The sequence below is a fragment of the Bradyrhizobium sp. SZCCHNRI1009 genome (assembly GCF_032487575.1).
Classification (GTDB): Bacteria; Pseudomonadota; Alphaproteobacteria; order Rhizobiales; family Xanthobacteraceae; genus Bradyrhizobium.
On the sequence record NZ_JAUEUL010000021.1, the window covers coordinates 50979 to 68920 of the forward strand.

Annotated in this window: 15 protein-coding genes; 12 read left to right on the top strand and 3 right to left on the bottom strand. The window is 65.5% G+C overall.

The genetic code is table 11. From position 1 onward, the window contains the following. The first annotated feature begins 26 nt into the window (after positions 1–26). Positions 27–2252 (top strand): adenylate/guanylate cyclase domain-containing protein, encoded by a 2226-nt coding sequence (locus QX010_RS26610; RefSeq protein WP_316182839.1) that lies wholly within the window; start codon positions 27–29, stop codon positions 2250–2252. A 59-nt stretch (positions 2253–2311) separates the two neighbouring features. Here the strand turns inward: QX010_RS26610 and QX010_RS26615 are convergent, their stop codons facing one another. Beyond that, positions 2312–2707 (bottom strand): hypothetical protein, encoded by a 396-nt coding sequence (locus QX010_RS26615; protein WP_315805224.1) that lies wholly within the window; start codon positions 2705–2707, stop codon positions 2312–2314. An 81-nt stretch (positions 2708–2788) separates the two neighbouring features. On the opposite strand from QX010_RS26615, the gene QX010_RS26620 reads away from it, so the two are divergent. Continuing rightward, positions 2789–3808, top strand: a complete 1020-nt coding sequence (locus QX010_RS26620) for a hypothetical protein (protein WP_315805223.1) — start codon at positions 2789–2791, stop codon at positions 3806–3808. A gap of 82 nt (positions 3809–3890) precedes the next feature. Here QX010_RS26620 and QX010_RS26625 read toward each other — a convergent pair whose 3' ends face one another. After that, complete coding sequence (locus tag QX010_RS26625) at positions 3891–5486, bottom strand: ABC transporter substrate-binding protein (protein WP_316182840.1); 1596 nt, start codon at positions 5484–5486, stop codon at positions 3891–3893. A 247-nt stretch (positions 5487–5733) separates the two neighbouring features. On the opposite strand from QX010_RS26625, the gene QX010_RS26630 reads away from it, so the two are divergent. From QX010_RS26630 to QX010_RS26675, 10 genes are all read left to right on the top strand, one after another. Next, positions 5734–7353 carry an ABC transporter substrate-binding protein gene (locus tag QX010_RS26630; RefSeq protein ID WP_316182841.1) on the top strand — a complete coding sequence of 540 codons (1620 nt, stop codon included), beginning with the start codon at positions 5734–5736 and terminating at the stop codon, positions 7351–7353. A 170-nt stretch (positions 7354–7523) separates the two neighbouring features. Next, positions 7524–8477: an ABC transporter permease gene (locus tag QX010_RS26635; protein WP_315805220.1), complete on the top strand. Its 954-nt coding sequence runs from the start codon at positions 7524–7526 to the stop codon at positions 8475–8477. A gap of 2 nt (positions 8478–8479) precedes the next feature. Then, a complete protein-coding gene (locus QX010_RS26640; RefSeq protein WP_316182842.1) occupies positions 8480–9382 on the top strand; it encodes an ABC transporter permease in 903 nt (300 codons plus the stop codon). 223 nt (positions 9383–9605) lie between these two features. After that, complete coding sequence (locus tag QX010_RS26645; protein ID WP_315805218.1) at positions 9606–10655, top strand: oligopeptide/dipeptide ABC transporter ATP-binding protein; 1050 nt, start codon at positions 9606–9608, stop codon at positions 10653–10655. 29 nt (positions 10656–10684) lie between these two features. Further along, positions 10685–10882 (top strand): hypothetical protein, encoded by a 198-nt coding sequence (locus QX010_RS26650; RefSeq protein ID WP_315805217.1) that lies wholly within the window; start codon positions 10685–10687, stop codon positions 10880–10882. After that, positions 10879–12291, top strand: coding sequence for an amidase (locus tag QX010_RS26655; protein WP_316182843.1), 1413 nt, complete (start codon positions 10879–10881; stop codon positions 12289–12291). Before QX010_RS26650 ends, QX010_RS26655 begins: the two co-directional genes overlap by 4 nt. A gap of 235 nt (positions 12292–12526) precedes the next feature. After that, complete coding sequence (locus QX010_RS26660; protein ID WP_316182844.1) at positions 12527–13510, top strand: ABC transporter ATP-binding protein; 984 nt, start codon at positions 12527–12529, stop codon at positions 13508–13510. A 124-nt stretch (positions 13511–13634) separates the two neighbouring features. Beyond that, positions 13635–13904 (top strand): GlsB/YeaQ/YmgE family stress response membrane protein, encoded by a 270-nt coding sequence (locus QX010_RS26665; protein ID WP_316182845.1) that lies wholly within the window; start codon positions 13635–13637, stop codon positions 13902–13904. Between the two features lie 194 nt (positions 13905–14098). After that, a complete protein-coding gene (locus QX010_RS26670; protein WP_316182846.1) occupies positions 14099–15841 on the top strand; it encodes a type I secretion system permease/ATPase in 1743 nt (580 codons plus the stop codon). Continuing rightward, on the top strand, positions 15838–17178 hold the full coding sequence (locus tag QX010_RS26675; RefSeq protein ID WP_315805212.1) for an HlyD family type I secretion periplasmic adaptor subunit: 1341 nt from the start codon (positions 15838–15840) through the stop codon (positions 17176–17178). Before QX010_RS26670 ends, QX010_RS26675 begins: the two co-directional genes overlap by 4 nt. Before the next feature lie 211 nt (positions 17179–17389). On the opposite strand, the gene QX010_RS26680 is transcribed toward QX010_RS26675, so the two are convergent. Continuing rightward, positions 17390–17872, bottom strand: a complete 483-nt coding sequence (locus QX010_RS26680; protein ID WP_315805211.1) for a CinA family protein — start codon at positions 17870–17872, stop codon at positions 17390–17392. Positions 17873–17942: the final 70 nt, after the last annotated feature.

Here is a 17942-nt window from a genome sequence, read left to right on the forward strand (position 1 = left end):
GGCCACGGTGTGATATCGGTTGCTGCATGAAGCGATTGAGAGCAGTTCCCCGGTGGTTTGCACGCAGGTTTGGCTATGCGCGCCTGATCTGCCTGCTGCTGCTGGTCGCGTTCGCGGCGCTGCGCGTCGCTGATCCGGCCCTGGTGCAGGAGTTGCGTCTTCGTACCTTCGATAATTTCCAGGCGCTCAGTCCGCGGCCCAAGACGGTTCGCCCGGTCACCATTGTCGACATCGACGAGAAGAGCCTCGCTGATCCCAAGCTCGGCCAGTGGCCATGGCCGCGGACGCGCATCGCCGAGATCATCGAGAAACTGACCCAGCTCGGCGCCCTTGTCATCGCCTTCGACGTCGTGTTTGCCGAGCCGGACCGGCTCAATCCGGCTATCGCGGCGGATACCTTCCCCGGTCTGGATGAGGTGACACGCGAGAAGCTGAAGGCGTTGCCGTCAAACGATCAGGTGTTCGCCGAGGCCTTGCGAAGATCGCGCATCGTGCTCGGTGAGACGGCCAGCCTCGAGAAGCGCACCGATCTGGACAAGACACTGCCCGTGACCGGCTTTGCGATGCTGGGTGACCCGATCCCGTTCATGGAGCCGTTTCCTGGGCTGCTGCGCAACGTGCCGGTGATCGAGCATGCGGCGGCGGGGCGTGGCCTGTTCACGATCCCGCCCGAGCGCGACGGCATCATCCGCCGGGTGCCGATGATCATGCGGGCACAGGACGTCACGATGCTGGCGCTGAGCTTCGAGATGCTGCGGGTTCTGACCGCCACGGACACGGTGTTCGTCAAGGCTGAGGAGGGCGGCATCACCAGCCTTGGCCTGCGTGGGTTTCAGATTCCGACCGACGGCAACGGCAAGATCTGGGTGCACTACGCCAATCATGATCCATCCATCTATGTCTCTGCCATCGACGTGCTCGAAGGCCGCGTGTCACCGGAGAAGATTGCGCGGAAGCTGATCCTGATCGGCCCGTCCGCCATCGGGTTGAACGACATCAAGACCACTCCGGTGTACTCGGCCATGCCGGGCGTCGAGGTACACGCCCAGGTGCTGGAGTCGGTGCTGACAGGCTCAATTCTGACACGGCCTTATTGGGGCGTTGTGGTCGAGTTCCTTGGGGCCGTCCTGCTCGGTTTTCTCGTCATTGTGTTCGCGCCGCAGCTCGGCGCCATCACCCTGGTGATGGTTGGGGGACTGTTCGCGAGCGCGCTGCTCGGCCTCTCCTGGTACTTCTACACCCAGCACCGGCTGATGATCGACTTCACCTATCCGATGCTGTCGACAACCGCGGTCTACCTGACGCTGATCTTCGCCAATTTCGTCCGCGAGCAGGAGCAGCGCCGGCAGATGCGCTCCGTGTTCGGGCAATATCTGTCGCCCGTTCTGGTCGAGCAGTTGGCGGACTCGCCGCCCAAGCTCGGCGGCGAGGAGCGCGAGATCACGGTCATGTTCTCGGACGTGCGCGGTTTCACCACGATCTCGGAGAGCTACAAGCACGATCCGCAAGGCTTGACCCAGCTCATGAACCGGTTCCTGACGCCGCTCACCGACGCCATCATCGCCCGCAAGGGCTATGTCGACAAATATATGGGTGACGCCATCATGGCGTTCTGGAACGCGCCGCTCGCCGACAAGGACCATCAGATCAACGCCTGCGAAGCCGCGCTCGACATGCTCGACCGGATCGACCGGGTGAACGGCGAGCGCGAGCAGGAGGCCGGGCATGGCGGCCACGTCTACATTCCGCTCAAGGTCGGCATCGGCCTCAACACCGGCATCGGCGTGGTCGGCAACATGGGCTCCGATCTGAAGTTCAACTATTCGGCGCTCGGCGACAGCGTCAACCTCGCCTCCCGCCTCGAAGGACAATCCAAGGAATACGGCTTCCCGATCATCGTCGGCTCGGCGACGGCCATGGCAGTCAAGGACAGGCTCGCCATCCTCGAGCTCGACTTCATCATGGTGAAGGGCAAGACCGAGCCGGAGGTGATCTATGCCATCACCGGCCGCGAGGACGTGATGCATTCCGAGCGCTTCCAGCTGCTGCGCAACCTCACCATCGAGATGCTGGCCGCCTATCGCAACTGCGACTGGGACGAGGCGCTGGCTGCAATCGAACGAGGGCGGAGGAAGGACGAGGCGAAGGAGCTGGCTAAGCTCTACGATCTCTACGAGGCGCGCATCCGCCACTATCGGGTCGATCCGCCGCCCGAGGATTGGAACGGCGCCTACGCGCTGTTGACGAAGTAGCAATCCGTCGAAGGATGGACCCGGCCGCGCTGACGGGCATGGCGCGGCGACGATGGTAATCAATTGCAGATCACATAGGCCGAATAGGGCGGGCAACGCGTGCTGCGTTTCTCCGTGCCGGGAGCGTGGCGGGCGGGACGCGACGGCGGAAGGCTCCGTTTGATACGCGGTGGCTTGCCTCCCTCGTGCGCCAGCGGCGATGGCGCGACGACGTTGCCAGGCTTCGTGGAGGATGTCTGCGCGTCCACCACCGCGATGTTGCCGGCAAGCGCGAGCGTGACGACAACGAGTTTGACTGAACGAAAGCGCCTCCGGCGCTGCAGGATCGGCACGGCGTCGGCGCGATCCAGCAGATGTCGAGCGCTTGGCGTTTGTTGCGCGGCTGCAACAGCGGGATAGGAAAGATTCGGGAGCATGTGCGTCGGATTGTACTCGTTATAGACGTGCAATACCATAATGAACCACTTAAGGTGGCAAAATGCTGCAAATGGGGGGCATTGATGCAGTCTTTCGAGGATACAAGTGCGGCTGCTCCAATGAAGGAGAAGCCGGCATGGGGGCCAGTCAAGCGTTTCGCTCCGCCATATCGTTTCACTCGGCCACACTGGGGCAGCCTCATCGCGGCGGCAGCGTGTGTGCTTGGGGCCAGCGGGGTGTCCGCTGCGGATCTTCCGGTCAAGGCGCCGCCGGCGCCGGTTTCGCTGTGGGAGTTCGAGGTCGGCGCTCGCTATTTCTACAGTTCGGGCCGTACCCGTTACACGCTGGGTGATCCTTTCGTCGCAGGCCAGATCAATTCCCAGCTGACCTACAAGAATCTCAACAGCCATGCCGGCGAAGGCTTCGCCAGGGTCGATCACAATGTCGGCTTCTTCGCCAAGGGATTTGCTGGCGGCGGAAACATCTTCAGCGGCACGCTCAACGACGAAGACTATCCGCCGGCAGTCATTCCATACTCAAACACGGTCAGCGACGTGAACAGCGGCAGGCTGTGGTACGGCACGATCGACGCCGGCTACAATTTCTGGAGAGGGCCTGCGTTCAAGGTCGGCGCCTTCATCGGCTACAACCATTTCTATGAGACCGTTAACGCGTACGGATGTACTCAGGTCGCGACCAACCCGTTCATCTGTGGTCTCGCTCCGGTTGCCGGAGGCGTGCTGGTGCTCAGCAAGACCGAGAACTGGGACTCGCTTCGTGTGGGGTTGAACGGCGTCTTCCATCTGGGTCAGAACTGGAACGTCACCCTCGATGGCGCCGTTCTGCCCTATGTCCGGCTGAGCGGATTCGATAATCATTGGCTGCGGCCCGACATCAATCCGCTTCCGCAGTCCGGAAACGGCTGGGGCTATCAGCTCGAAGGTATCGTGTCTTACGACGTGACGAGAAACTTCAGCGTCGGTCTCGGGGGGCGCTATTGGTACGCTCGGACGACATCCGGGACCACGCAATTCCCGGGCGTCCCGGGATCGCCCACGACATTCAGCTACGAGCGGTACGGCGGCTTTCTCCAAGCATCATACAAATTTGACTCGGGCGCGTTCGTCGTCGGCAAATGACATATTGGCTGTTGTGCTGAAGAAGAAGCCCGGCAGACGGCCGGGCTTCTTTGCGAGTGCGACGGCAACCGGCGCCGAACCGCTACTCCACGCCGATCGTGGTCAGGTCCTGGAACCAGTGCTGGGCCTGCACGAACTTCTTCACTTTGGGCGACAGCGCGTGCGGGTTGGTGTCATGGACGACCCACACCAGCGCGGCATCGTCGACGACCAGCGCATGCGCCTGTGCGATCAGCTCGTCCTGCTTCGCCGGATCGAAGGTCTGCTTCGCCTCGCTGATCAGCGCATCGACCTTCGGGTTCTTGTAGCCGCCCCAGTTGACGCCGGTGGGCGCGATCTGGTCGGAGGCGAAGAAGCGCACGATCGCGTAGAGCGGATCGGAGGTCACATAGGCGATGTTGTTGGCGGTGATGCCGGCGTTCATCTCGTCGGCGGCGCCCTTGCGCCAATGCGTGTACAGCGTCTCCAGCTCGACGACCTTGAAGTCGATGTCGATGCCGATCTCCTTGAAGCTCTGCTGCAGATATTCGTTCATCGGCAGCGACAGCATCTGGCCCGTGCCGCCCTGTGCGATGATGAAGGTCGTCTTCAGCGGTTTGTCCTTGGAGTAGCCGGCATCCTCGACCAGCTTCTTTGCTGCGGCGAGATCATATTTCAGGTCGAAGGTGGGCTTGCCGAACCACGGGCTCGACGGGTCGACCTGGCCCTTGGCGGGCTTCGCCAGGCCGTTCATCAGACCGACCACCTCGTCGCGATTGATCGCGAGGTTGAGCGCCTTGCGCAGCCGGATGTCGGTCCAGGGCGATCCCGGCAGCACGCTGAGATGATAGTTCCAGACGTGCGGCGTGACGTTGTCGACCAGCTTCATGCCGGCGGCCTTGAGCTGCGGCACGGCGTCGGGCGCCGGCGTTTCGATCAGATCGACTTGGCCGGCGAGCAGCGCGTTGGTGCGCGTCAGCGCCTCGGGCATCGGCACCAGCACGAGCTTGTCCGTCTTCGGGATGCGATCCTTGTTCCAATATTCGGAATTCTTCGTGAGCTCGGCCAACTCGCGCGGCACCAGCTTGGTCAGCTTGAATGGACCGGTGCCCGAGGGCTGGCTGGCGAACTTGTCCCAGTCCTTGCCGAGCTTCTCGTATTGCGCCGGGCTCGAAATCAGGAACCACAGCATCTGATAGGGGAAGAACGAGTCGACCGTCTTGGTCGTGATCTCCACTGTGGAGTCGTCGATCTTGGCGTAGCTCGCCACCGACGGAAGCCGCGTCTTCACCTGCGCGCTCTGCCGCTTGTCGAACTGAGGTGCCTTATCGTTGAGCACCTTGTCCAGATTCCAGATCACCGCGTCGGCATTGAAGTCGCTGCCGTCGTGGAACTTGACGCCCTTGCGCAGGGTGAAGCGCCACTTCGTCTTGTCGGCGTCGTCGACCTTCCATTCGCTGGCGAGGCCCGGAACGAGCCTGCCCGGTTTGTCGGCGACGCTCATGTCCCAGGCCACTAGCGGATCATAGATCGTGTAGCCGGTAAACTGATAGGCGCCGGCGCCGCGATCGGGCTGGCCCGTCGTCAGCGGAATGTCCGCCATCGAGATGCCGTAACGCAGGACGGTTTCGGCGCGCGCGGCAACCATGGAGAGGCCGAGGGCAAGCGCCGTGGCGAGCAGGGACAATCTAGTACGCATCAGGATGAAGCTCCGTGGGGACCCGGATCAAATTCGATGCCAAAATCCTGCAATCCGGGTGCCAAAGCTCAAAACGGATCATTTGAGTACAAACGTTGTGACCTCGCGTCGCAGGGCGACGGTCCGGCGCAGCGCTGGCATAGCCGTTGCATAACGCTGCACAGAATTTAGCCAGCTGATCGGAGATAAGATCGTGCTCTCGCGTATTGCGACTTCAATCGACAAACATGCAGCCGTTGCGGCCGCGATGATGACGACCGTAGCGGTCCTCGCGCTACCGGCAACGGCCGGCGCGGAATCGGTGCTGCGCATCGGCATGACTGCCGCAGATATTCCGCGCACGCTCGGCCAGCCCGATCAGGGCTTCGAGGGCAACCGCTTCACCGGCCTCACGATGTACGACGCGCTGACGATGTGGGACCTGTCGTCGGCGGAGAAGCCGAGCGTCGTCATTCCCGGCCTCGCCAGCGAGTGGAAGGTCGACGAGTCCGACAAGACCAAGTGGACGTTCAAGCTGCGTCCCGGCGTCACCTTCCATGACGGCGCGCCGTTCAATGCCGACGCCGTGGTGTGGAACGTCGAGAAGGTGCTGAAGCAGGACGCGCCGCAGTTCGATCCGAGCCAGGTCGGCGTCACCGCCTCGCGCATGCCGACGCTGGCGTCGGCGCGCAAGATCGACGATCTCACCGTCGAGCTGACGACCAAGGAGCCGGACAGCTTCCTGCCGATCAACCTCACCAATCTGTTCATGGCGAGCCCGACGAAGTGGCAGAAGCTCTATGAGTCCGCGACCGGCGCCGACGACAAGGCGAAGTCGCAAGCCGCCTGGGCCGCCTTCGCCAAGGACGCCTCAGGCACCGGTCCGTGGAAGATGGCGAAGTTCACGCCACGCGAGCGGCTGGAGCTCGTCAGGAACGAGGCCTACTGGGACAAGGCACGCATTCCCAAGTCCGACAAGATGATCCTGCTGCCGATGCCGGAGGCGAACGCGCGCACCGCGGCGCTGCTGTCCGGCCAGGTCGACTGGGTCGAGGCGCCGGCGCCTGATGCGCTGCCCGAGATCAAGCAGCGCGGCTTCAAGCTCTACGCCAATGAGCAGCCGCATGTCTGGCCGTGGCAGTTCTCGCGCATCGAAGGCTCGCCGTGGAACGACATCCGCGTCCGCAAGGCCGCCAATCTCTGCGTCGATCGCGAGGGTCTGCGCGACGGGCTGCTTGCCGGCCTGATGGTGCCGGCGACCGGCACGTTCGAGAAGGGCCATCCCTGGCGCGGCAACGTCACCTTCGAGATCAAATACGACAAGGCGGCCGCGCAGAAGCTGATGCAGGAGGCGGGCTTCGGGCCGAACAAGAAGCTCGAGGTCAAGATCCAGACCTCGGCGTCGGGCTCGGGCCAGATGCAGCCGCTGCCGATGAACGAATACCTGCAGCAGGCGCTGGCGGAGTGCTATTTCGACGTCAAGCTCGACGTCATCGAGTGGAATACGCTGTTCACCAACTGGCGGCGCGGCGCTAAGGATCCGTCCGCCAACGGCGCCAACGCCACCAACGTGACCTATGCTGCGATGGATCCGTTCTTCGCGCTGGTGCGCTTCCTGCAGTCGTCGATGGCGCCTCCCGTCTCCAACAATTGGGGCTTCATCAACAATCCGAAGTTCGATGAGCTGGTGAAGAAGGCGCGCCAGACCTTCGATCCGGCCGAGCGCGACAAGGCGCTGGCGGAGCTGCATGCGGCTTCGGTCGATGACGCCGCGTTCCTCTACGTGGCGCATGACGTCGGTCCGCGCGCGATGAGCCCGAAGGTGAAAGGCGTGGTTCAGCCGAAGAGCTGGTTCATCGACTTCTCGCCGATCTCGGTGGAGCCGTAAGCATCCACCATCTACACTTCATCATGGCCGGGCTTGACCCGGCCATCCATGCTTGACCCGCGGAGGGAGCGGTGTGGATGCCCGGGCCTTCGCCGCGCCGAAGCGGCTTCGGCCGCGCAGGCGGGTCAAGCCCGGGCATGACGCTCGATAGACTTTCAGTAAGGTGACTCGTGCTTTCTTATGCTGCCCGGCGGATGGTCTATGCGATCCCGATCATCATCGGCGTCGCGCTCGTCTGCTTCATGCTTGTTCACATCACGCCCGGTGATCCGCTCGTCGCGGTGCTGCCGGCCGACGCGTCGCAGGAGCTCGCGCAGCAGCTGCGCGTCGCCTACGGCTTCGACAAGCCGCTGCCGGTGCAGTTCGGGCTGTGGCTGTGGCGCGCCGTCAATGGCGATCTCGGCAGCTCGATCGCGACCGGCCGGCCCGTGCTCGCCGAGGTGCTGCGCGCGGTGTCCAACACCGTGACCCTGGCGATCGCAGCGGCCATCATCGGCTTCTCGCTCGGCCTGTTCTTCGGCCTCGTCGCCGGCTATTTCCGCGACAGCTGGATCGACAAGGTCGCGACCTCGATCGCGATCGCCGGCGTGTCGGTGCCGCATTACTGGCTCGGCATGGTGCTTGTCATCATCTTCTCGGTCGAGCTGAACTGGCTGCCCGCGGTCGGCGCCGGTCCGTCCGGTTCGGGCGCATGGTCGTGGGACTGGGCCCATATCCGCTTCCTGGTCCTGCCCGCGATCACAACATCGGTGATTCCGATGGGCATCATCACCCGCACCGTGCGCGCGCTGACCGGCGACATCCTCAGCCAGGATTTCGTCGAGGCGTTGCGCGCGAAGGGCCTGCGCGAAACCCAGGTGTTCCGCCATGTGCTGAAGAACGCCGCGCCGACCGCGCTGGCGGTCATGGGCCTGCAGCTCGGCTACATGCTGGGCGGCTCGATCCTGATCGAGACGGTGTTCTCTTGGCCCGGCTCGGGCCTGCTGTTGAACTCGGCGATCTTCCAGCGTGACCTTCCGCTCTTGCAGGGCACGATCCTGGTGCTGGCGATGTTCTTCGTCATCCTCAATCTCGTGGTCGACATCGCGCAGGCCGCGATCGATCCGCGCATCAAGCGAGGCTAACGATGAGCGTCAGTCCCCCCGGCGCCATCGACGACGCCTCGCTGCAGGCCGCGCCGGTCGCGAACGCACGCGGCTATTGGGCGACCGTCGGTCGCCGGATCGTCCGCGACAAGGTCAGCATGGTCTGCGTCGCGATCCTGCTGCTGATCTTTCTCTCGGCGCTATCAGCGCCCTATCTGCATCTCGCTGATCCCTATCAGGGCTCGATGATCCGGCGCCTGCGCCACATCGGCACGCCGAACTATCCGCTCGGCACCGACGAGCTGGGACGCGATATGCTGGCGCGGCTGGTCTATGGCGGCCGGCTGTCGCTGCTGATCGGCATCTCGCCGGTCATTCTCGCGTTCGGCATCGGCACCATGCTGGGCCTCGTCGCCGGCTATGTCGGCGGCTGGGTCAACACCGCGATCATGCGCACCATCGATGTGTTCTACGCGTTCCCCTCGGTGCTGCTGGCGATCGCGATCTCCGGCGCACTCGGCGCCGGCATCACCAACTCCATCGTCTCCTTGACCATCGTGTTCGTGCCGCAGATCACCCGCGTCGCCGAGAGCGTCACCACGGGCGTGCGAAACCGCGACTTTGTCGAGGCTGCGCGGGCCTCCGGCGCGAATGCCTTCACGATCATGCGCGCGCATATGCTCGGCAATGTGCTCGGGCCGATCTTCGTCTACGCGACCGGCCTGATCTCGGTGTCGATGATCCTCGCCGCCGGTCTCTCCTTCCTCGGCCTCGGTACCAAGCCGCCGGAGCCGGAATGGGGCCTGATGCTGAACACCTTGCGTACCGCGATCTACGTCAACCCCTGGGTGGCGGCGCTGCCCGGCGTGATGATCTTCGCGGTCTCGATCTGCTTCAATCTGCTGAGCGACGGCCTGCGCAGTGCGATGGATATCCGGAGCTGATAGGCATGGCCATTTTAAACAACGGTCGAACGGCATCGGCAGTGCACCTCTCCCCGCCTGCGGGGAGAGGTCGGATCGCATCGCAAGATGCGATCCGGGTGAGGGGGTACAGGTCTCACCACATACACTTCCCGTGCGGCTGCCCCTCACCCCAACCCTCTCGCCGTAAGAACGGGGAGAGGGAGCGCAGCGGCATCTGCCGCACCTACCTGGGTCTATCGCTATGAGTGAAGCAACAGCTGTCATGGGTCTTGCCCCGATCGAGGATCTCGGCGGCAAGGCGCAGCCATTGCTGCGCGTTGATGGGCTCACGAAGCACTTCCCGGTGCGCGGTGGCCTGTTCGGCGCGCGCAAGACGGTGCGCGCGGTCGATGATGTCTCGTTCGCGATCGGCAAGGGCGAGACGGTCGGCATCGTCGGCGAGTCCGGCTGTGGCAAGTCGACGACGGCGCGGCTCCTGATGCATCTGATGGACCGCGATGCCGGCGAGATCATCTTCGACGGCCGGCAGGTCGGCCAAGAGATGTCCCTGCGCGAGCTGCGCCGCGGCATGCAGATGGTGTTCCAGGACTCCTATGCTTCGCTCAATCCGCGACTGACGATCGAGGAGTCGATCGCGTTCGGGCCGAAGGTGCACGGCATGGCGGATGGCGCGGCGCGCGCGCTTGCCCGCGATCTGCTCGGCAAGGTCGGGCTGCGGCCCGAAACCTTCGCCAACCGCTATCCGCACGAGATCTCCGGCGGCCAGCGCCAGCGTGTCAACATCGCGCGCGCGCTGGCTCTCTCGCCACGGCTCGTCATCCTCGACGAGGCGGTGTCGGCGCTCGACAAGTCGGTCGAGGCGCAGGTGCTGAACCTGCTGATGGACTTGAAACGCGAGTTCGGCTTGACCTATCTGTTCATCAGCCACGACCTCAACGTCATCAACTACATCTCCGACCGCGTGCTGGTGATGTATCTCGGCGAGGTCGTCGAGCTCGGCCCGGTCGAGCAGGTCTGGGCCAAGCCGGCGCATCCCTATACACGGGCGCTGCTGGCGGCGATGCCGTCCTCCGATCCCGACAGGCGCACGGAGGTGCCGCCGCTGTCCGGGGATCCGCCCAATCCGATCGATCCGCCCGCCGGCTGCCGCTTCCACACCCGCTGTCCATTTGCCGAGGCGCCATGCGCGAATGTCGCGCCAAGGTTGACGGAGCTGGATACAATGGGCCATCAGGCCGCCTGCCACATGGCGATCCCCGGCTCGGGACACAGCCGGGCGCCGGCCGCCTGACGAGCGGACACCAGCAGCGAGAAGCGTCAATGACCAGACCCACGCCCCAGCAAGTCCAAGCCATCGCGGAGGCCTCCGGCCTGCCCGTCGACAAGGAGGTTGCGACCCGGATCGCCGACTCGATCGGACCGGCCTTCGACAACTTCGCGGCCGTTGCCGGCACCCTGCCGTTCGACCTGGAGCCGGCGAGCTACGTCGTGGCGCAGACGCTGAAGGTGGGCCGATGAGCACCGAACCTGCCTTGATGACCCTGATGGACGTCGCGAAGGCGATCGCGGACAGGAAGCTCTCTTCGGTCGAGGTGACGCGCTCCTGTCTGCATCGCATTGCGCAGTGGCAGCCGAAGCTGAACGCCTTCATGGCGATCGAGTCCGAGCCGGCGCTGAAGGCCGCCGCCGAGGCCGATGCCGCGCTTGCCAAGGACGGCCCCAAGGGTCCGCTGCACGGCGTTCCGCTCGCGCACAAGGACATGTATTACGAGGCCGGCCACATCTCGACCTGCGGCTCGCTGATCCGGCGCGACTTCGTCGCAACGACGACCTCGACCGCGCTGCAGCGGCTGAAGGATGCCGGTTCGATCCGGCTCGGCACCTTGCAGATGGCCGAATTCGCCTACGGCCCGACCGGGCACAACGCGCATTACGGTCCGGTGCACAATCCCTGGAAGCTCGGCTACGTCACCGGCGGCTCGTCGTCCGGCTCCGGCTCGGCGGTCGGCGCGCGCCTGACCTTCGCGGCGCTCGGCTCCGACACCGGCGGCTCGATCCGCATGCCCGCGAATTTCTGCGGCGTCACCGGCCTGAAGGTGACCTGGGGCCGCGTCAGCCGCGCCGGTGCGATGCCGTTGTCGCAATCGCTCGACACGGTCGGGCCGCTGGCGCAGACGGCGGAGGATTGTGCGCTGATTCTCGGGCTGATGGCTGGTCCCGATCCCGAGGATCCCACCGCCAGCGCGGCGCCCGTGTCGGACTATGTCGCCGCCACCCAGGCCTCGATCAAGGGTCTCAGGATCGGTGTGCCCAAGGCGTTCTATGTCGACGACCTCGATCCTGAGGTGGCGCGCTGTCTCGATGCGACCATCGCGGTGCTGAAGACCGAGGGTGCCGATGTGGTTCAGGTCGAGCTGCCGGATCAGCGCCAGCTCACCGCAGCCTGCCAGCTCGTGCTCGCGGTCGAAGCGGCGGCCTTCCATAAGCGCTGGATGATCGAGCGTCCGCAGGACTATGGCCCGCAGGTGCTGATGCGGCTGCAGAACGCTCTGGCCGTCTCCGGCGTCGCCTATCTCGAAGCGTTGCGCTGGCGCGGTGCAGCCCTGGCGGCGCATGTCGCGGCAACCTCCGGCGTCGATACCGTGATCGCGCCGGTGTCGCCGCTGGTGACGCCGTCGATCGCCGACAGCGATGTCGGCGGCGCGCCCGGCGCGGAAGCCGTGATCCAGCGCATCACCCGCTTCACGCGCCCGGTGAACTATCTCGGCCTGCCGTCGCTGGCGATCCCGACCGGCTTCACGTCGACGGGACTTCCGGTCGGCATGCAATTGATCGGCCGCTCCTTCGATGAAGCCACCATCCTGACCATCGGCGCCGCGTTCCAGCGCGCGACGGATTTCCACGCCAGGGTGCCGACGCTGCCATGAAGCGTAGCGCTCGCTCCTCACATTCGGTGTCGTCCCGGCCAAGCCTGACGTCGCGCAGCGACGGCAGGCGCAGAGCCGGGATCCATAGCCACCGGCCGTCGTTTTGCGATGGCTCGGAGTGGCGATGGTGCCGCAATTGTGGATCGGGAGTATGGGTCCCGGGTCGGCGCGCGACGGCGCGTTGCGCCGCCGTGCTTGCCCGGGACGACACCGAGTTTGTCAGGATCAGATTGCCATGACCAACCTCGTCGAGATCGACAACCTCACCATCCGCTTCACCGGCGAGCGCACGGTGCATGCGGTGAACGATGTCAGCCTCTCGCTCGGCGATGGCGAGGTGCTCGGGCTGCTCGGCGAGTCCGGCTCGGGCAAGAGCGTAACGATGCGGGCGCTGATGCGGTTGTTGCCGAAGAAGCGCACCCAGATCGCAGGCCACGTCAAGGTGCTGGGCCGGGACGTGCTGGCGATGAGCGATGACGAGCTGTCGCAGTTTCGCGGCCGCTCGGTGTCGATGATCTTCCAGGAGCCGGGGCTGGCGCTCGATCCGGTCTATACGATCGGCCGGCAGATCGCCGAGACCGTGATGCGCCACGAGGGCAAGAGCTACGCGGAAGCCTCCGCGCGGGCGCTGGAGATGCTCGACGTCGTCCGCATTCCCTCGGCCAAGCGGCGGCTGGAGTCCTACCCGCACGAGATGTCCGGCGGCATGCGGCAGCGCGCGATGATCGCGCTGGCGCTGGCGTGCCGGCCGAAGGTGCTGCTCGCCGACGAGCCCACCACCGCGCTCGACGCCACTGTTCAGATCCAGATCCTGCTGCTGCTGCGCGAGCTGCAGCGCGAGTTCGGCATGTCCGTCATCTTCGTCACCCACGACATCGGCGTCGCCATCGAGATCTGCGACCGCGTTGCCGTGATGTATGCCGGAGAGATCGTGGAGCAGGGCAGCTTGCGCGATATCGTCCGTCAGCCCGTGCACCCCTATGCCCGGGGCCTGCTGGCTTCGACCATTCACGGCGCAAAACGCGGCGAGCGGCTGCAGACCATCCCGGGCACGCCGCCCTCGCTCGACCAGGCGCCGCGGAGCTGCTCGTTCGCACCGCGCTGCGGCCTGGCGCAGCCGCGCTGCGCGGAGGCGCCGCCGCCGAACGTCGCGCTCGGCCCGCAGCGGCTGGCGCGCTGCATCCTCGCGGAAGCTTCGGCAGGTGTGGCGGCAACGTAACGGTTGGCCCGAAACGCTCCATTCCCAGGCCGGAACTGTGCATCGCGTGTCGAAGCGTCGCGGTCGCCTCGCTAAGGTGCGGCAATGCGCGCCCTCGATCGGCCGCGCCGGTTGAGGACATGCCATGCACGTATCGAACGAAGGTATCTTGGTCATCCTGTTTGTCGGTCTGATCGCTGGCTGGCTGGCTGGCAAGATCGTCCGCGGCACCGGCTTCGGCCTGGTCGGCGACATCGTGATCGGGGTGCTCGGCGCCTTGGTCGCGAGCCTGATCTTCCCGCGGCTCGGAATCCGGATCGGGACCGGCCTCGTCTCAGAAATCGTCTATTCCGCGCTCGGCGCCATCATTCTCCTGCTGGTGGTGCGGCTGGTGCGGACCGGCGGGCGGCTCTAGGGCTCGCGATCCTGCGCGGCTGAACGTTTGCACCGGGCTATGCGACATACCCGAACACATCACTAATTTACGCTAAAGTGAGCATCGTTGGACGCTCACCGCGGGAATCAGTATATTTCGCCTTGTTTACCGCCAGTTTGTGCCTTTGATCGGCGGTCATGCAGCTCATTTGATCAATTGAAGAGATGGTGGTGATGGCGGCCGCACCTCACGTGAGGCAATCCGAGCTCAGCGATGCCTTGCGCGGTTGCCGCAGCGCCTTCATCGGCGTCGGGGTGATGAGCTGCATCATCAACCTGCTGTATCTCACCGGCTCGATCTTCATGCTCGAGGTCTACGACCGGGTGCTGCCGAGTCGGTCCGTGCCGACGCTGATCGGCCTCATCATCATCGCCGCCGGGCTGTACGCCGCCCAGGGCGCACTCGACATGATCCGCAGCCGCATTCTCGGCCGGATCGGCACCGCGCTCGACGAGAGCCTGAACGCGCGGGTGTTCGACACCGTGGTGCGGCTGCCGCTGTCGGCGGGCGGCCGCAACGAGGGGCTGCAGCCGCTGCGCGACCTCGACAACATCAGGAGCTTCCTTGGCAGCCAGGGGCCGGGTGCGTTCTTCGACCTGCCGTGGCTGCCGCTGTATCTGGCGATCTGCTTCGCCTTCCACGTCATGCTCGGCGTCACTGCCCTGGTCGGCGCCGTTATCCTGGTGACGTTGACGCTGATCACCGAATTCCTCACCCGCACGCCGGCCAAGGAGGCGATGGGGCTCGCCGCGCGCCGCAACGATCTGGTCACCGCAAGCCGCCGCAACGCCGAGGTCCTCGTCGCGATGGGCATGACCGGGCGCATGCTGTCGCGCTGGAGCGAGACCAACGAGAGATATCTCGCCGGCAACCAGCGCGCCAGCGACGTCGCCGGCGGCCTTGGCGCCATCGCCAAGGTGCTGCGCATGATGCTGCAATCGGCGGTGCTCGCGGTCGGCGCCTATCTCGTGATCCACCAGGAGGCGACCGCCGGCATCATCATCGCCGGCTCGATCCTCAGCGCGCGGGCGCTGGCCCCGGTCGATCTCGCGATCGCGCATTGGAAGAGCTTCGTCGCCGCGCGCCAGAGCTGGCACCGTCTCAGCCATCTGTTGCAGACGATACCGCAGCGACCGGCGCCGACCCTGCTGCAGCCGCCAGTCGGCAAGCTCTCGGTCGAGGGCATCTCGATCGTGGCCCCGGGCGACCAGAAGGCGATCGTGCAGGACGTCAGCTTCGCGCTGTCGGCCGGCAACGGCCTCGGCATCATCGGTCCGAGCGCGTCGGGCAAATCCTCTCTGGTCCGCGCGCTGGTCGGTGTCTGGCGTCCGGTGCGCGGCCATGTCCGGCTGGATGGCGCCGCGCTCGACCAATGGTCGACGGATGAGCTCGGCCGCCATGTCGGCTATTTGCCGCAAGACGTCGAGCTGTTCGCCGGCACCGTGGCGCAGAACATCTGCCGCTTCGACCCGAATGCCTCGGCCGACGGCATCATCGCCGCCGCCAAGGAGGCCGGCGTGCATGACATGATCATCAAGATGCGCGAGGGCTACGACACCCAGATCGGCGAGCAGGGCGCGGCGCTCTCCGCAGGGCAGGCGCAGCGTGTGGCGCTGGCGCGCGCGCTCTATGGCAACCCGTTCCTGATCGTGCTCGACGAGCCCAACTCCAATCTCGACACCGAGGGCGACGAGGCGCTGTCGCGCGCCGTGCGCTCGGCGCGGGCGCGCGGCGCCATCGTCATCGTCGTCGCGCACCGGCCCATCGGCATCGAGGCGGTCGATCAGGTGCTGGTGATGAAGGACGGCCGGGCCCAGGCGTTCGGTCCGAAGGAGACGGTGCTGGCGCAGGTGCTGCAGCCGCGTGCGCCGTCGCCGATCAAGATCGTCTCGGAAGCCGGAGTGGCGAAGCCATGAGCAGTCAGGTCATTGCCGGTCCACTTCCTGGCGGCCGCAAGACGGAAAGTGTGCGCGAGTCGATCCGCCGCCACCTGCTGATCGGCATGGGCGTCGTCGTCGCGGTCGCCGGCGGGTTCGGCGGCTGGGCGGCAACGCAGCAGATCTCCGGCGCGCTGATCGCGCCCGGCCAGATCGTGGTCGAATCCAACGTCAAGAAGGTGCAGCATCCGACCGGCGGCGTGGTCGGCGAGCTCCGGGCGCGCGACGGCGACGTCGTCAAGTCCGGCGACATCGTTGTCAGGCTCGACGACACCGTGACCAAGGCAAGTCTCGCCATCGTCACCAAGAATCTCGATGCGCTGCAGGCCCGCGCCGCGCGGCTGGAGGCCGAGCAGCGCGGCTGGGCCAAGATCCTGTTTCCGCCGCAGCTGCTGCAGCGCATGAGCGATCCCGAGGTCAAGAGCCTGACGGCGAGCGAGACCAAGCTGTTCGAGGTCCGCGTCAACGGCCGCATCGGCCAGAAGGCGCAGCTGCGCGAGCGGGTCACCCAGCTGAACGAGGAGATCGAGGGGCTCTCGGCGCAGGTCAGTGCCAAGGACCAGGAGATCGCGCTGGTGCAGAAGGAGCTCGACGGCGTGCGCCAGCTCTATGAGCAGCATCTGGTGCAGCTGTCGCGCCTGACCACCTTGGAGCGCGACGCCGCCCGCCTCAACGGCGAGCGTGCGCAGTTCATCGCGGCGCGGGCGCAGGCCAAGGGCAAGATCAGCGAGACCGAGCTGCAGATCATCCAGGTCGATAAGGACATGGTCAGCGAGGTGTCCAAGGATCTGCGCGAGACCACCGACAAGATCGGCGAGTTCGTCGAGCGCAAGGTGACCGCCGAGGATCAGCTCCGCCGCGTCGACATCCGCGCGCCGCAGGACGGCATGGTGCTGCAGTCCTCCGTGCATACCGTGGGCGGCGTCATCACCGCCGGCGATACCATCATGCTGATCGTGCCGCAGAGCGACGATCTCCAGGTCGAGGCCAAGGTCAACCCGCAGGACATCGACAAGCTGCAGGTCGGTCAGAAGACCTTGCTGCGGCTGTCCGCCTTCAACCAGCGCACGACGCCGGAGCTGAACGGCGTCGTCAGCCGCGTCTCGCCCGACGTCACCACCGACCAGCGCACCGGCCAGAGCTACTACACCATCCGCGTGTCGATGCCGCCGGAGGAGATCGCACGGCTCGGCGACGTCAAGCTGATCCCGGGCATGCCGGTGGAAGCCTTCGTCCAGACCGGCGACCGCACCGTGATCTCCTACCTGATGAAGCCACTGCACGACCAGCTGATGCGCGCGTTCCGGGAGAAGTGAGGTCGTCGGCCGGTCGCTGAGTGGCCACTGGCGGCGCCCCAATTTCGGTGTCATCCCCGCGAATGCGTGGATCCATAGCCACAGGGGGAAGTCGGTTTGCGCAACCGGCGCAACACGCAGCCTGCCCCAAGACAGATCACGCGGTATGGGTCCCGGGTCGGCGCCCGCCGCCGCTTCGCGTCGCCGGGCTTGCCCGGGACGACAGCGGAGGCTATTCGCCGAGCTTCTCCAGCAACAACTCCAGCGCGCTCTTCGCGAACAGACGCATATTGGCGAAGCGGTCGTTGCTGCCGCTTTCCAGTGTCACCACCGCCGACGCTGGCCCGGCCACGGCAAAACACGCATGGCCCGCCGCATCACCGTAGCGATTGCCGGCAGGACCCGCGGCGCCGGTCTCCGACACTCCCCAATCAGTGGCAAAGCGCGTCCTGATCTGCCGCGCCAACAGCTCCGCATACGGCTCGGACGCCGAGCGGATCCCTTTCATCGCGTCGTCCGGAATGTCCATCAGCACCCGACGCGCGTCGCGGGTATAGACCACGGCGCCGCCGAGGAAATAGGCCGAGGCGCCGGGCACCGCGAGCAGCGACGCCGCGATCAGGCCGCCGGCGGAGGATTCCGCCACCGCGATCGTCTGCTTGCGTGCGACCAGCCGCGCGCCGACCTGACCGGCGATGGCAATCAGTTCATCCATGGCAAACCTCGCTCCGGCTCCCGCCGCACCGTCAAAAAAATGGGCGGCATCCGATGATGCCGCCCGCGAC